This is a genomic window from Streptomyces sp. ID05-26A (genome assembly GCF_033794685.1).
In the GTDB taxonomy this organism is placed as follows: Bacteria; Actinomycetota; Actinomycetes; order Mycobacteriales; family Pseudonocardiaceae; genus Lentzea.
In genome coordinates this window covers 2,939,496-2,953,586 of the sequence record NZ_JARAYZ010000001.1, presented here as the reverse complement: position 1 = coordinate 2,953,586, position 14,091 = coordinate 2,939,496, and the positions used below count along the sequence as shown (strand labels likewise).

Genomic DNA, 14,091 nt, shown 5'->3' with positions numbered 1-14,091 from the left:
CGTCAGCGAGTCCGATGGCGCACTCAACGGCCTCAGCGGCAACAGGGGCGAGTCCTGGTCCTCGACTGCCACTGCGGCGTATAGCAGCGCAGCGCAGTCCACTGCCAAGGGGAACGAGATGTGCACCCAGCCGCGACGATCACGAACCTTTTAGCTCGAACGCGGTGACGAGCTTGCCGCCATCAGCACGAACGATGTTGAGAAACACCGTTCCACCGCGACTGGATGCACTCGCCATACGATTTCCGCGTGTGGCCATGACGATCGTCCATCCGAACCCTCCGCTGGCATCAGCCACGAAAGCATCCTCCTCACGCTGAACTCTATTCTGATCGTCGGTTATCGTGAGACTGAGCCCTTCCTTCTCCTTGAAGTTGTACCCTTGCACATAGATTTCGACATCATCGATCACCTGCTTCTGATCATCCTGCGACACAGAAGAAACCGCCATGTGCGCCAACTTGACGCTTACGGCAGGTTTTTGAGCGGCAGCTATCGCACCACCGGCGGCAGCACCTATCAAAATTGCGACCACCACCAACGCTCCGCGCCGGAGCAGACCTCCTGCCGCGACCTGAATAGGATTCTGCGTCCGAATTGCTTTTTTGATGTTCGCGAGACGACAATCAATCGACTTCAACTGGGGCCTGCCCGCAGTGAGCGCCTGAACCGTAAGTACCGCCTTCTCAGGCAGAAGGTCTGGACCGAGGCGCACCTCCGTGCCGTCGATCGAACTCTTGAAGCCGACGCTTTCCTCCCCCTGCAGGTAAGAGGATCTGATTACTTCCACAACAGGAGCATCAAGGTCGATCACGATTGGGCGATCCTGATCGAAATGATCACTCTTCACGGCCTTCCGGCCATTATTTTCAATTTCTACAACCGCAATGTGAGGCTGGATCAACGTCTCGCCGTTTCGCGTTACCGCAATCCCGGTCATCTCATGAGAAGCACTGGACAAGATGGAAGCGACAGAGCGCTCACGAAAAAAGAGTGCAGTTTCAGAAGCGCGGGGTCCCCGAAGGGCAAAGTAGGCGGCGGCAATACTCACGAGAAGACCAACCGTGGTGACCGCCAGCGACATTGCGTTGAATTGAGTTCCCTCAAAGATACTGGCCGCAGTCGTCATCAGCATCGCAACCTTCTGCCCGAGCTCCCGTGCTCGACTTGTCGCATGCAGGAGTGCGTTTGTTACCAAACTCGCCCGCCGGGCCAAGCAGCCGAACGCAGCTCAGGACCGGCTGCGCAGCTTCGGCTTGTGCTCCATCGCCGACAGCCCGTTCCACGCCAGGTTCACGAGATGCGCCGCCACCTCGTCCTTCTTCGGCTTGCGCGCCTCCAGCCACCACTGCCCGGTCAGCGCGACCATCCCGACCAGCGCCTGCGCGTACAGCGCGGCGAGCTTGCGGTCGTAGCCCTGCCTGGCGAAGTGCAACGCGAGGACGTGCTCGACCTGCGACGCGATGTCGTTGAGCAGCGACGAGAACGTGCCCGAGGTCGACGCGACCGGCGAGTCGCGGACCAGGATGCGGAACCCGTCCGTCGAGCCCTCGATGTAGTCCAGCAGCGCGCAGGCGGCCTGTTCGAGCAGCTCACGCGGGTGTGCGTCGATGTCCAGCGCGTCGACGATCTGGTTCATCAGGCGCTGCATCTCGCGGTCGACGACGACGGCGTAGATGCCTTCCTTGCCGCCGAAGTGCTCGTAGACCACGGGCTTCGACACGCTGGCGCGGTGTGCGATCTCCTCGACCGAGGTCGCGTCGAAGCCCTTTTCGGCGAACAGGGCGCGGGAGACGTCCAGGAGCTGTTCCCTGCGCTCCTTGCCCGTCATCCTCACCCTGGCCATCGATTCAGCCTACAAAGGTCATTTCTTCGCGGTGATCCTGGCCAGCCGCTGTTCACTCGGCCAGCGGACGTTCGTCGCCCAGCCGAGCTTCTCGAACAACCAGATCAGGCGGGCCGAGATGTCGATCTGACCGCGCTTCACACCGTGCCGCGCGGAGGTCGGGTCGGCGTGGTGCAGGTTGTGCCACGACTCGCCGAAGCTCAGGATCGCCAGCGCCCAGACGTTGGCGGAGCGGTCGCGGACGGCGAACGGGCGGTCGCCCACCATGTGGCAGATCGAGTTCACCGACCACGTCATGTGGTGCAGGAACGCGACGCGGACCAGACCGGCCCAGAAGAACGCCGTCACGCCACCCCAGAACGACCACGTGATCAGCCCGCCCAGCACGCCGGGCGTGGCCAGCGAGATCGTCGTCCACAGCACGAAGTGCTTGTCGACCCACACGATGTCCTTGTCCGCCAGCAGGTCCGGGGCGAAGCGCTGGTGGTTGGTCTTGTCGCGGGCGAACAACCAGCCCATGTGCGCGTGCCAGAAACCTTTGGCCAGCGCCGCGGGGCCGGTGCCGAACAGCCACGGCGAGTGCGGGTCGCCCTCGCGGTCGGAGAAGGCGTGGTGGCGGCGGTGGACGGCCACCCAGTCGATGACGGGGCCCTGCAACGCCATCGAGCCGGTGATCGCCAGCGCGATCTTCAGCGGGCGCCCGGCCTTGAACGAACCGTGCGTGAAGTAGCGGTGGTAGCCGATCGTCACGCCGAGGCCGGTGAGGTAGTAGAAGGCGACGAAGAGCGCCACGTCGACCCAGCCGAGGCCCCAGCCCCACGCGAAGGGGACGGCGGCCAGCAGTGCGAGCAGGGGAACGACGACGAAGACGTACACGCCCGACTGTTCGGCGTTGTTGCGTCGCCCGTCGAACAGCGGTTTGGGACCTTGGTCCGTGGACCTGTTCACAGTCGAAGTCATCCGGAAACCTCTGCGGGGTGAGGGGTGGACATACCTACGCGACCGTAACTTACGGAAGCGTAGGTTAGGGCCGCCTGCTGTCGCCATACCTCGCGTGGAAACTCATGGACCTTTCTCAGGTTCGCCGCGCTGTGTCGCGCGGAATCGAGACCTCGGCGCGGCATCATCGGGACATGGCCAGACGCAAGATCATCCGGATCACCGTGACCTCGCTGCTCGTCCTGCTCGTGCTGGTCACAGCGGCTCTGGGCGGCGTCGGCTGGTACTACAGCGGCGAGCTGCTCGAACCGGAGGAAGTGCCGCGGCGCTACCCCGAGACGTCGCTCGGCGTGGACGACAAGAACGTCGTGCTCGCCGAATCGAAGCTCACGACGCTGCGCGGCACGTTCGGCATCGTCTGGCCCGGCGGCACCGCGAAGGTCGGCGACGTCGCGTCGAACAAGGACGGCCGCGTGGAACGTCCTCTGCTCGAAGGCACCGCACCGCCCGAGGGCACGAAGGTGCGCATCGAGACCGACGTCTACGAGGGCACTCCGAAGACGGCGCTCGGGCTGGTCTTCAGCGACGTCGCGGTCCCCGGCGAACTCGGCGACATGCCCGCGTGGTTCGTCCCCGGCTCGAACCCGGACACCTGGGTGATCACCGTGCACGGGCGGGGCGCGTCGCGTGAGGAGGCGCTGCGGGTGGTCCCCCAGCTCCACGGCGCCGGGCTGCCCGTCCTGCTGATCACCTACCGCAACGACGCCGGCGCGCCGAAGTCGCCCGACGGCCTCTACCACCTCGGCGACACCGAGTGGCACGACGTCGAGGCCGCCATCAGGTACGCGCAGGACAAGGGCGCGAAGAAGGTCGTGCTCTACGGCTGGTCGATGGGCGGCGCGATCGTCGGCCAGACCCTCGCCCGGTCCGGTCTCGCGGCGGCCGTCAGCGGTGTCGTGCTCGACTCCCCCGTCACGAACTGGACGCAGACGCTGAACCTGCAGGCCGAGAACCGGGGCGTGCCGACGTGGCTCACGCCGGTCGCCGAGGTCGTGTCCGGGTGGCGCACCGGCATCGACTTCGACCGGTTCGACCTCGTGGCCAGCCCACCGGCGCTCAAGCCGCCGACGTTGCTCATCCACGGCTCGGCGGACGGCACGGTGCCCGCCCAGTCCTCCCGCGACCTCGCGACGGCGGCGAGCGGGCTCGGGTGGCCGCTGCAGTACGTGGAGATCCCGGGTGCCGACCACACGTCCGGGTGGAATGTGGCGACGGACACGTATCGAACGGCCCTCGGGGACTTTCTGACCAGGTCAATCGGCGCCCGGCCATGATCTTGAACTGAGCCGAGCGAGTGGTGGTTGGACAAGAAGAGGACCACTCGTGACAACATGTGCGCGTGGGCGGGCGCGAGTTCGCCCGTTCCGCCATGGTGTAAAGGCAGCACCTCTGATTTTGGTTCAGATGGTTCAGGTTCGAATCCTGGTGGCGGAGCAAGGGCCTTGAGGGCACAGGGTCGCGCTCTTTGGGAGGTGTGAAGCTGCCCGAGGAAACGGTCGACGAGCAGGGCAACGTGGGCCACCGCCATCACGAGATGTCCGACGCGTGGCTGGTGGGTCGCGCGAGCGAACTCGTCGCCGTGGCCCAGAGCAGCCACCTCGCCGCACAGCTGGACGCGGCGTCCGAGATCGACCACATCCTCGCCGAGGCGCAGGGTCGTGGTGAGCCTCGCATCGTCGCGCAGCTGCTCAGAGCCGCGGCCGTGGTCAGGCTGGTCACGCCGGGCCTCGTCGACATGTCCGACCCCCAGCTCGACGAGATGCTCGCCCACTGCCGCCGCCACGGCCTGCTCGTGCTGGAGGCGGACGCGCGGGCGTTGCGCGGACGCCGGTTCCTGCTGGGCAACGCCGAGGACAAGGCGCTGACCGAGATCGCGTCGGCCCTCGCGATGATGCTCGACGAGGAACCCGACGTCGACCCGGTCTTCGACAAGCGCATCTGGGACCAGCTGCTGGCCAACACGTTTCAGGACATCGCGCTGGTGCTGACCCAGCTCGGCGTCTACGAGATGGCGGACGACGTGCTGGCGGGCGCGAACAACGCGTTGCGCGAGAGCGGCCAGCCCCATCAGATCTACGTGCACCTGGTCAACCGCGCGCGGTTGCGGATCGGCTGGGGCATGCGCCTCGAACGGGTGAACCTGCACGACGCCGCGGCCGAGCAGTTCAAGGTCGCCTCCGGGCTCGCCGAGGCCGCCGAGGTGCCGTTCCGGCAGTCGCTGCACCCCGGCCGGCGTGACGTCCCCGCCGCCGAGCAGGTGCCGATCCTCGGTGCCGCCCACGCCCTGACGAGCCCGGCCGAGAGCCACCTCGACCGGCTCTGGTCGTTGCGCGGCCTGTCGATGTACGCGCGGGAGCTGATCATCGTCGCGATCGCGCTGGCCCGGTGCCTGGTCGAGGCGAACCGGCTGGACGACGCGCTGAAGGTCCTCGACGACACGCGCACGCAGATGGAGCACGACACGTCGGAACCGTCGCTGGTGCTGTCGCTGGAACGCGAGTACGCGCACCTGTGCGGGCCGCACACGACGTCGGCGCTGCAGGCCTACAACGCGGCCCTGGAACTGGAGCTGTGGCAGATGCGCGAGTCCCGCGTGGCCACGCTGCAGACGCGCCGTGAGCACGAACGGCTGACGCGCGCGCACGGTCAGATCGCGCAACAGGCGTTGCAGGACCCGCTGACGGGCCTGCCGAACCGCCGCGCGCTCGACGACAAGATGGGCGAACTCATCGCCGGTCAGGTCGATCCGTTCTCGATCGCGCTGGTCGACCTCGACGGCTTCAAGGGTGTGAACGACCGGCATTCACATGCCGATGGTGATGATGTTCTTCGGGTGATTGCCAGCACACTCCGGCAGGCCCTGCGGGGTGACGACATGGTGGCCCGCTACGGCGGCGACGAGTTCGTCGTACTGCTGCCGGGAGCCCCTCTGCACGCCGCCGAAGCAGCACTCGGCCGGGCCGTGGATGCGGTGGCAGGCTTGCCAATCGACCTCTCCAGGGGCGTGACGCTGTCGGTCGGCGTCATCTCGCTGCGCCCCCGTGAATCCGCCAACCAGGCCCTGTCAAGGGCGGACTCGGCGATGTACGTGGCGAAGCGCCAGGGTGGCTGCCAGGTTGCGGCAGTGGCGGGGGAGCCGTCCGCGGAGGCCTAGGCTGGTCCGCGGACTTCGAAACACCCAGCCTGTTAGGGAGAGCATTGATGCTCGAGGGCCCTGTCAGCACGGTCGTGCTCGCCGCCGGGGAAGGCACCCGCATGCGGTCGTCCACGCCCAAGGTGCTGCACCGGATCGCCGGACGCTCACTCGTCGAACACGCGGTGCGCGCGGCGGCCGGCACAGACCCCGACCACCTGGCCGTCGTCGTCGGTCACGGCCGTGAAGCCGTCACCGAGCACCTCGAGACCCTCGCCGCGACGCTGGGCCGCAAGGTCACCGTCGCCGTGCAGGCCGAGCAGAAGGGCACCGGGCACGCCGTCTCCTGCGGCCTGGCCGAACTCCCGCACGACCTGGCCGGCACGGTGATCGTCAGCTACGGCGACGTGCCGCTGCTCGACACCCAGACGTTCCAGGGCCTGCTCGCCGAGCACCGTTCGGCGGGCAACGCGGTCACCGTCCTGACGGCCGTGGTGGACAACCCCACCGGGTACGGCCGGATCGTCCGCGACGCCGACGGCACCGTGCAGCGGATCGTCGAGCAGAAGGACGCCGACCACGCCGAGCAACTGATCCAGGAGATCAACTCCGGCGTGTACGCGTTCGACGCGGCGGTCCTGCGCGACGGCCTCTCGCGCTTGTCCACCGACAACGCGCAGGGCGAGCTCTACCTGACCGACGTCCTGGGCATCGCCCGCGGCGACGGCAAGCGCGTCGGCGCGCTGATCGCGTCCGACCGCTGGCTGGTCGAGGGCATCAACGACCGCGTGCAGCTCGCCGCCGTCGGCACCGAGATGAACCGCCGCATCGTCGAGGGCCTCATGCGCGGCGGCGTGACCGTCGTCGACCCGGCCTCGGTGTGGGTGGACGCGGGCGTCCAGGTAGGCCAGGACGCCCTGATCGAGCCGAACGTGCAGCTCCGCGCGGGCACCGTGATCGGCGCCAACGCGACCATCGGCCCCGACACGACGCTCTCGGGCGTCACGGTCGGTACCGGCGCTTCAGTCGTGCGAACCCACGGCAGCGACTCGGTGATCGGCGACAACGCCTCCGTGGGCCCGTTCGCCTACCTCCGCCCCGGCACCTCCCTGGGCGTGAAGGGCAAGATCGGCACCTTCGTCGAGACCAAGAACTCCACGATCGGCGAGGGCTCGAAGGTCCCTCACCTGTCGTACATCGGCGACGCCACGATCGGCGACCACAGCAACATCGGCGCGGCTTCGGTCACCGTCAACTACGACGGGGTGAACAAGCACCGCACGATCGTCGGTTCCCATTGCCGCACCGGCTCGGACAACATGTTCGTAGCGCCCGTGACGGTCGGCGACGGCGCGTACACCGGCGCGGGCACCGTCCTGCGCCGCAACGTCCCACCGGGCGCGCTGGCCGTGTCCGGAGGCCCACAGCGCAACCTCGAAGGCTGGGTCATCAGCCGTCGTGAAGGCACGGCCGCCGCTCAGGCAGCAGCCGAGGCCCTGGCGAAGCAGAATGCCGACGAGAACACAGAGGAGGGTCGCTGACCGTGAACCCGCAGATGCCCGGCACACCGAAGAAGAACCTGATGCTCTTCGGCGGGCGTGCCTACCCGGAGTTGACGGAAGAGGTCTCGAAGCACCTCAACGTCACGGTGACCCCGCAGTCCGCCTACGACTTCGCGAACGGCGAGATCTTCGTCCGCTTCGAGGAGTCCGTGCGCGGCTGCGACGCCTTCGTGATCCAGTCGCACACCGCCCCCATCAACCAGTGGCTGATGGAACAGCTGATCATGGTCGACGCCCTGAAGCGCGCCAGCGCCAAGCGCATCACCGTGATCATGCCGTTCTACCCGTACAGCCGTCAGGACAAGAAGCACAGGGGCCGCGAGCCCATCTCGGCTCGCCTGGTGGCAGACCTCTTCAAGACGGCAGGCGCAGACCGCCTCGTCTCGGTCGACCTCCACACGGCCCAGATCCAGGGCTTCTTCGACGGCCCGGTGGACCACCTCTGGGCCATGCCACTGCTGGCAGACCACATCCGAGGCAAGTACGCGGGCCACGACATCACCGTCGTCTCCCCGGACTCGGGCCGCACCAAGCTGGCAGAAAAGTGGGCAGACACGCTCGGCGGCACGCCGATCGCGTTCATCCACAAGACCCGAGACCCCCTCCGCCCGAACGAGGTCGTCTCGAACCGGGTGGTCGGCAAGGTAGAGGGCCGCCTCTGCATCGTGATCGACGACATGGTCGACACCGGCGGCACCATCGCGGGCGCGGTGAAGCAACTCCTCAACGAGGGCGCCTCAGACGTGGTCATCGCAGCCACGCACGGCATCCTCTCGGGCCCGGCCACCCAACGCCTGCAGGACTCAGGCGCCAGGGAGGTCGTGTTCACCGACACGCTGCCCATCCCAGCAGAGAAGCGCTTCCCGAACATGACCGTCCTGTCCATCGCCCCGCTCCTCGCGCGAGTGATCCAGGAAGTGTTCGAAGACGGCTCCGTCACCTCACTGTTCGACGGCAACGCCTGACCCAGCAGCACGGGGGCCTTCCGCACCAGTCCCGAAGGGACGCGGAGGGCCCCTATGCATGTCCGCGATGCCGCAGGCGAGCCGTCCGTCTTTCGTCTTTAGCAAGCGGTCCAGGCGGTGGGGTCCCATCACGAGTCGCGCCATAGCTCTTGCTGCATGCCTGGAGGGGTGTCAAGCAGGCACGCTTTTCGCCTGCTTGACACCCCTCCAGGCATGTGGCCCGCTCTTGGTGTGACTCGTGATGGGACCCCACCGCCAACGCAACCCTCAAAGCAACAGGCAGCCGCCCAACGCAACAGGCGTGCCATCAACCCACTCATGGCGTGGGCCCCCTGATCAGATTGCCGGGGGTCTGGGGGCAGCGCCCCCAGGGGAAGCACGCAACAGCAACCCGCCACTCGCAAGGCGACCACCCGCAAGGTCGCGGACCGCAAGGTCGCGGAACGCAAGGCAGCCACCCGCCCGGTCGCGGACCGCAAGGTCGCCGCCGGCAAGGTGACCACAGGACAAGGTCGCGGATCGCAAAGGTGACCACGAAACAAGGTCAGCGGACCGCAAGGCGACCACCCGCCCACCCCACCACCCGACCCCCGATTAGCACCCCACCCACCCCCTCACCTACACTGGTCGGGTTGCCTCGGCGAGGGCGAGCTATCCAGCTCAACGTGATCGACGCGGTGGCTCGATGCCGCGCGTGTTGAAGTCATCCGCATGCTGCTCGCCACCGCAGGCCACCCCCAAAGCTGAACCGCTGAGAACTTGTGCACCGCCCCGACGTACAAGGCCAGACTTGTAAGGAGTACCCCACCGTGTCCGAGGTCCGTCTCGCCGCTGAGCAGCGCTCTGAATTCGGCAAGGGCGCAGCCCGCCGCACCCGTCGCGCCGGCAAGATCCCCGCGGTGCTCTACGGCCACGGTTCCGACCCGAAGCACCTGGCCCTGCCGGCGCTCGAGTTCGCCCGTGTCATCCGCGAGCACGGCCACAACGCCGTTCTCACCCTCGCCCTCGGTGGCGAGAGCGAGCTGGCGCTCACCAAGACCGTCACCACGCACCCGATCAAGAACTACATCGAGCACGTCGACCTGCTGCTCGTGAAGCGCGGCGAGAAGGTCACCGTCGAGGTGCCGCTGGTCATCTCGGGCGAGCCCGCCTCGGGCACGCTGCTGACGCAGGACCTCAGCACGATCCAGATCGAGTCCGACGCGATGAACATCCCGGACCAGATCGAGCTGTCGATCGCGGGCATCGCCGCCGGCACCCAGATCCACGCCAGCGACCTGACGCTGCCGGAAGGCGCCGTCCTGATCACCGACGCCGACGCGCTCGTCGTCGCCGTGAACGAAGCGCCGTCCGCGGCGCAGCTCGAGGGTGACGAGGCCGCTCCGGCCGAGGCCACCGAGGAAAGCTGAGCCCCATCACGTCGGGCCGAAACGACGGCGCGTCGCCTCCTCACAAGGGGGGCGGCGCGCCGTTGCAGTACCTGCGGCCCGCCGATGTGCGGTCCAAGACGTTCCGCCGCAAGAAGCAGGGTTACGACCCGGGCCAGGTCCACGAGTTCCTGCTGATCATCGCCGACGCGCTGGCCGGCCGGCTCCGACTGAACCCGGACCACGTGCGCACCGTCAGGTTCGCCTCGGTCCCGAACGGCTACGACCCGCTCAGCGTCGACGGTGTCCTGCACCTGCTGGAGTTCCAGGTCCGCAACGGCATCGTGCCGCCGACGGGCCTGAACAGCGGCGAGGACCTGTACGCGCGCAAGCTCACGAAGGCCGGCACCGGCTACGATCGCGCCGAAGTCGACGCCTTCATCATCCGTGCCGCGGCCAACCTGGACGGCCGGGGCGCCATGACCTCGACCGAGGTCCGCAACACCCGGTTCAGCACCACGTCCGGCCTGCTGGGCAAGGGGTACCAGGTGCAGGCCGTCGACACGTTGCTGGACGATCTCGAGCAGGAGTTGCGGTTCCGTGGACGCTGACCTCGCCCTCATCGTCGGGCTGGGCAACCCAGGCCCCAAGTACGAGGGCAACCGCCACAACATCGGCTTCCTGGTCCTCGACGAACTGGCCGCCCGCACAGGTGGCAAGTTCAAGGCCCACAAGTCCGGCGCCGAGATCGTCGAGGGCCGCCTGTCCGGCCACCGCGTCGTCCTCGCGAAGCCGCGCAGCTTCATGAACCTCTCCGGCGGCCCCGTCGCGAGCGCCGTGAAGTTCTTCAAGCCCACCACCATCGTCGTGATCCACGACGAGCTGGACCTCCCGTTCGCCCAGCTGCGCATGAAGCTCGGCGGCGGCGACAACGGCCACAACGGACTCCGCTCCATCACGAAGTCCCTGGCCACCAAGGACTACCACCGCCTGCGCTTCGGCGTCGACCGCCCGTCAGGCCGCCAGGACCCGGCGGACTACGTCCTGAAGGACTTCTCGACGGTCGAACGCAAGCAGTTGGCCCTGGAGATCGACCGCGCGGCCGACGCGGCCGAGGCCCTCGTCACCAAGGGACTCGAGGCCGCGCAGAACGCGTACCACTAGACCAGCCCGGCAGCCGCCGACCGGCGAAGCTTCCCGGACGGCGTCTTCGGCAACGTCCCCGGCGGCTGCACCACCACGGCGAACGGCCGCAGCCCGACCGCGTCCACGACCCGAGCCGTCACCTGCTTGACCAGATCCTTCTCGGCTTCGGCGTCCCCGGCGAGCTTCGACTCCAGCACCACCGCGAACCGCTCGCGCTGAGTCCCGGCGTCCAGCCGCACCGCGACGGCGTTACCGGGCCGCACGCCCTCCACCGAGCAGGCGGCACGCTCCACGTCGGTCGGGTAGATGTTGCGCCCACCCATGATGATGACGTCCTTGCGGCGCCCGCAGACGACCACCTGGCCGTCCTCCACCACGTACCCGACGTCCCCGGTGGACAGCCACCCTTCAGCGTCCTGTGTGGCCAGTGGGCCGTTCACGGTCAGGTACCCCGGAGTGACTGCCTCGCCGCGGATCTGCAGCTCGCCGACGTCCCGCACGCCCAGAACCTCGCCGGAGTCCGACACCACCCGCAGCTCCAGCCCCGGCAACGGCGGCCCCAGCAACGGGAACGCACGCCCACCCTCGGTGGGTACCGCGCGGTGCTTGGCCTCCAACGCGTCCGCATCCACCACGTCCACCGACAATCCGGTGAACAGGGGCGCGAAAGCCACACCCAGAGTGGTCTCCGCCATGCCGTAGGCCGCGAGGATCGACTCCGGCCGCAGCCCGAACCGAGCCCCCGCGTCCACGAACGACTTCACGGCCGCCGGGTCGATCGGCTCGGCGCCGTTCAGCGCCAGCCGCATCGAGGACAGGTCGAAGGAATCGGACGAGGAAGCGAGCCGGCGCGCCACGATCGCGTAGGCGAAGTTGGGCGCGGCGGTGATCGTGCCGCGGTGCCGGGTGATCAGGTCGGCCCACAAAGTCGGACGGGAAAGGAAGTCGACGGGTGTGACCTTCACCAATTCCAGGCCGAACAGCATCGGCACGGTGAGGAAGCCGACCATCCCCATGTCGTGGAACAACGGCAGCCACGAAACCATGACGTCCGAGGTGGGATCCAGTGCCGCCGCGATGCGCATGCCCTCGGCGTTCGCCATCAGATTCCGGTGCGTGATGCGCACGGCCTTCGGATCGGCGGTCGATCCACTCGTCAACTGCAGCAGTGCCGTGGCATCCTCGTCGGTGGGAACAGGAGCAGCGATCGGTTCCGCATCGAGTTCGGAGAGCAGTTTGCAGGGCACTCCGTGCTGGTCCAGAACGGCAGCCAGGGCGTCGAAGGGGCTGCCGAGCAGGACCAGGTGCGAATCGATCATGGCGAGCACCCGCAGCGTGTCCTCGGCCCACTCGGCCAGGTCGGTGCGTGGTGTGGGTTGATGCAACATCGTGACGCTGCCACCACACAGCCATGCGGCCTGCACGGCTGGGGCGATCACGGCTGGTTCGGCGGCGAGCACGGCGATCGCGGTGCCCGGCGCGACATCGAGCGCACCGGCCATCCGCCGGGCGCGTTCGTGCACCTCGGCCCAGGTCCGGCGGACCGGTTCGGCGGGTTCCCCCGTCGTCATGCCCCTGTCGCTGCCGTTGGAGGCCGTCGCCAGCATCACATCCACGAACTGACTCATGTTCGCGATCGTAGTGGCGCCGTTTGGTCCATCAGGGCGAAACGTTATGCCACGCGAAACGCGATACTCCCCAGTACAGGTACACAGGAGGAGGTCATTGGTGGATCGGGGCGGCCCCGGAGCGCAGCATTCGCTACCCGCGCATCCGGCACCTCTGCTCTCCGCGCAGGACGTGGCCCTGGTCGCGTTCCACCGTCCCCCGCGTGGTCAGCGCGGGTACGACGCGGCTGAGGTGGACGCGTTTCTCGACCGTGTCGAGGGCACCATGAAGAGCAAGGACATCCTCACGCGCGAGGACGTGCTGGGCGTCAAGTTCAGCACGGCGACCCGTGACCCGGGCTACGACGTGAACGAGGTCAACGTCTTCATGGAACTCGTGGCGGACACGCTGCGGTCCACTCCGCAACGCCAGCAGGCCTCGGCACCCGCCAAGGGCGCGCACGCCACGTCGCAGGCGATGAGACCCGCGGTCCGGTTGTCCCCCGACGACGTGGCCGCTGTGCGCTTCCACAAGCCCAGACCGGGGACCCGCGGCTACCACGAGGGGCAGATCGACGCGTTCCTCGACCGCATCGAGCAGACCCTGCGGGGCAGGGACAACCTGACCGCGCAAGAGGTGCAGGACGCCGTGTTCGGCGAGACCGCGCCCGGCACGTTCGGCTACGACGAGGAAGACGTCGACACGTTCCTCGACCTCGTGGTGCTGATGTTCGAGGTCGCGCCGCCCCCGCGTGACGCGGGCCCGCCGACCACCGTGCTCCCGCCGCTCCCCCAGCAACAGCAGCGGCCGCAGCAGCGCAGCGCACAGCCCGATCCACGGCCTCAGCAGCGTCCCCGGCAGTCCCCGCCGCAGAAACGACCGCCGGTGCAGCAGCCCGCTTCTCAGCCGTCCGTGGAGGCCGCGAAGTTCACCGCCGCGGACATCCGCAACATCGCGTTCCACCGCCCTCCCCGTGGCCGCCGCGGTTACCAGGAGTCCCAGGTGGACGCGTTCCTCGACCGGATCGAGGCGACGCTGCTCGGCCAGGACAACCTGACCGGCAAGGACGTCCGCGACGTCCGGTTCTCCCGCCCGTTGATCGGCCGGCGGGGGTACGACGAGACCGAGGTCGACGGCTTCCTCGGCCAGATCGAGCAGCAGCTCGCCGGTCCGGTGCGCAGCAGCATGCCGTCGGTGAAGTCGTGGAAGGACCTGCGCCAGCTGCGGATCCCGCAGGCGGCGTCCGGCACGCGCGGCTACCGCACCGCGCAGGTCGACCGCATGCTGGAGGAGATCGGCGTCGCGCTCGACGGCATGCTGGGCGCCAGCTCGGAAGAGGTCATGAAGGCCCGCTTCAGCTACGCGCTGCTCTCCGGCCAGGGTTACGACACGTCGTTCATCGACGAGCTGTTGCCCCAGCTCGCCGACGAACTGCGCCGCAAGGGCAAGTAGTACTTCAGCCCTC

At 67.8% G+C, this 14,091-nt stretch carries 12 protein-coding genes and 1 tRNA gene; 9 read left to right on the top strand and 4 right to left on the bottom strand.

The window, feature by feature from the left end; genetic code table 11:
- Positions 1–139: 139 nt before the first annotated feature.
- From PV646_RS14665 to PV646_RS14655, 3 genes are all read right to left on the bottom strand, one after another.
- Positions 140–1,135 (bottom strand): hypothetical protein, encoded by a 996-nt coding sequence (locus PV646_RS14665; protein ID WP_500341953.1) that lies wholly within the window; start codon positions 1,133–1,135, stop codon positions 140–142.
- A 96-nt stretch (positions 1,136–1,231) separates the two neighbouring features.
- The gene (locus PV646_RS14660) at positions 1,232–1,846 is read right to left on the bottom strand and encodes a TetR/AcrR family transcriptional regulator (protein WP_500341952.1); all 615 of its coding nucleotides are present in this window, start codon (positions 1,844–1,846) and stop codon (positions 1,232–1,234) included.
- A gap of 18 nt (positions 1,847–1,864) precedes the next feature.
- Complete coding sequence (locus PV646_RS14655; protein ID WP_500341951.1) at positions 1,865–2,806, bottom strand: acyl-CoA desaturase; 942 nt, start codon at positions 2,804–2,806, stop codon at positions 1,865–1,867.
- A gap of 173 nt (positions 2,807–2,979) precedes the next feature.
- Between PV646_RS14655 and PV646_RS14650 the strand changes: the two genes are divergently transcribed.
- The 8 genes from PV646_RS14650 to pth all read left to right on the top strand — a co-directional run bounded on the left by PV646_RS14650 (position 2,980) and on the right by pth (position 11,036).
- Positions 2,980–4,119, top strand: coding sequence for an alpha/beta hydrolase family protein (locus tag PV646_RS14650; RefSeq protein WP_500341950.1), 1,140 nt, complete (start codon positions 2,980–2,982; stop codon positions 4,117–4,119).
- A gap of 89 nt (positions 4,120–4,208) precedes the next feature.
- Positions 4,209–4,279, top strand: a tRNA-Gln gene (locus PV646_RS14645).
- Positions 4,280–4,319: 40 nt separating this feature from the next.
- Positions 4,320–5,999: a GGDEF domain-containing protein gene (locus tag PV646_RS14640; protein ID WP_500341949.1), complete on the top strand. Its 1,680-nt coding sequence runs from the start codon at positions 4,320–4,322 to the stop codon at positions 5,997–5,999.
- 47 nt (positions 6,000–6,046) lie between these two features.
- A complete protein-coding gene (gene glmU, locus PV646_RS14635) occupies positions 6,047–7,519 on the top strand; it encodes a bifunctional UDP-N-acetylglucosamine diphosphorylase/glucosamine-1-phosphate N-acetyltransferase GlmU (RefSeq protein WP_500341948.1) in 1,473 nt (490 codons plus the stop codon).
- Between the two features lie 14 nt (positions 7,520–7,533).
- A complete protein-coding gene (locus PV646_RS14630) occupies positions 7,534–8,505 on the top strand; it encodes a ribose-phosphate diphosphokinase (protein ID WP_189158309.1) in 972 nt (323 codons plus the stop codon).
- Positions 8,506–9,314: 809 nt separating this feature from the next.
- Positions 9,315–9,914 carry a 50S ribosomal protein L25/general stress protein Ctc gene (locus PV646_RS14625; protein WP_500341947.1) on the top strand — a complete coding sequence of 200 codons (600 nt, stop codon included), beginning with the start codon at positions 9,315–9,317 and terminating at the stop codon, positions 9,912–9,914.
- 62 nt (positions 9,915–9,976) lie between these two features.
- The gene (locus tag PV646_RS14620) at positions 9,977–10,483 is read left to right on the top strand and encodes a DivIVA domain-containing protein (protein WP_500341946.1); all 507 of its coding nucleotides are present in this window, start codon (positions 9,977–9,979) and stop codon (positions 10,481–10,483) included.
- Positions 10,473–11,036: an aminoacyl-tRNA hydrolase gene (gene pth, locus PV646_RS14615; protein ID WP_500341945.1), complete on the top strand. Its 564-nt coding sequence runs from the start codon at positions 10,473–10,475 to the stop codon at positions 11,034–11,036. Before PV646_RS14620 ends, pth begins: the two co-directional genes overlap by 11 nt.
- Here pth and PV646_RS14610 read toward each other — a convergent pair.
- Complete coding sequence (locus PV646_RS14610; protein WP_500341944.1) at positions 11,033–12,646, bottom strand: fatty acyl-AMP ligase; 1,614 nt, start codon at positions 12,644–12,646, stop codon at positions 11,033–11,035. The two genes, pth and PV646_RS14610, sit on opposite strands and share 4 nt — an antisense overlap.
- A 100-nt stretch (positions 12,647–12,746) precedes the next feature.
- Here PV646_RS14610 and PV646_RS14605 point away from each other — a divergent pair, with 100 nt between their 5' ends.
- Positions 12,747–14,078 carry a DivIVA domain-containing protein gene (locus tag PV646_RS14605; protein WP_500341943.1) on the top strand — a complete coding sequence of 444 codons (1,332 nt, stop codon included), beginning with the start codon at positions 12,747–12,749 and terminating at the stop codon, positions 14,076–14,078.
- Positions 14,079–14,091: the final 13 nt, after the last annotated feature.

Bases quoted from the DNA above. Each gene is read 5' to 3' on its own strand.
- PV646_RS14665 (WP_500341953.1), bottom strand. From the start codon at position 1,135: ATGCTGATGACGACTGCGGCCAGTATCTTTGAGGGAACTCAATTCAAC.
- PV646_RS14660 (WP_500341952.1), bottom strand. From the start codon at position 1,846: ATGGCCAGGGTGAGGATGACGGGCAAGGAGCGCAGGGAACAGCTCCTG.
- PV646_RS14655 (WP_500341951.1), bottom strand. From the start codon at position 2,806: ATGACTTCGACTGTGAACAGGTCCACGGACCAAGGTCCCAAACCGCTG.
- PV646_RS14650 (WP_500341950.1), top strand. From the start codon at position 2,980: ATGGCCAGACGCAAGATCATCCGGATCACCGTGACCTCGCTGCTCGTC.
- glmU (WP_500341948.1), top strand. From the start codon at position 6,047: ATGCTCGAGGGCCCTGTCAGCACGGTCGTGCTCGCCGCCGGGGAAGGC.
- PV646_RS14630 (WP_189158309.1), top strand. From the start codon at position 7,534: ATGCCCGGCACACCGAAGAAGAACCTGATGCTCTTCGGCGGGCGTGCC.
- PV646_RS14610 (WP_500341944.1), bottom strand. From the start codon at position 12,646: ATGAGTCAGTTCGTGGATGTGATGCTGGCGACGGCCTCCAACGGCAGC.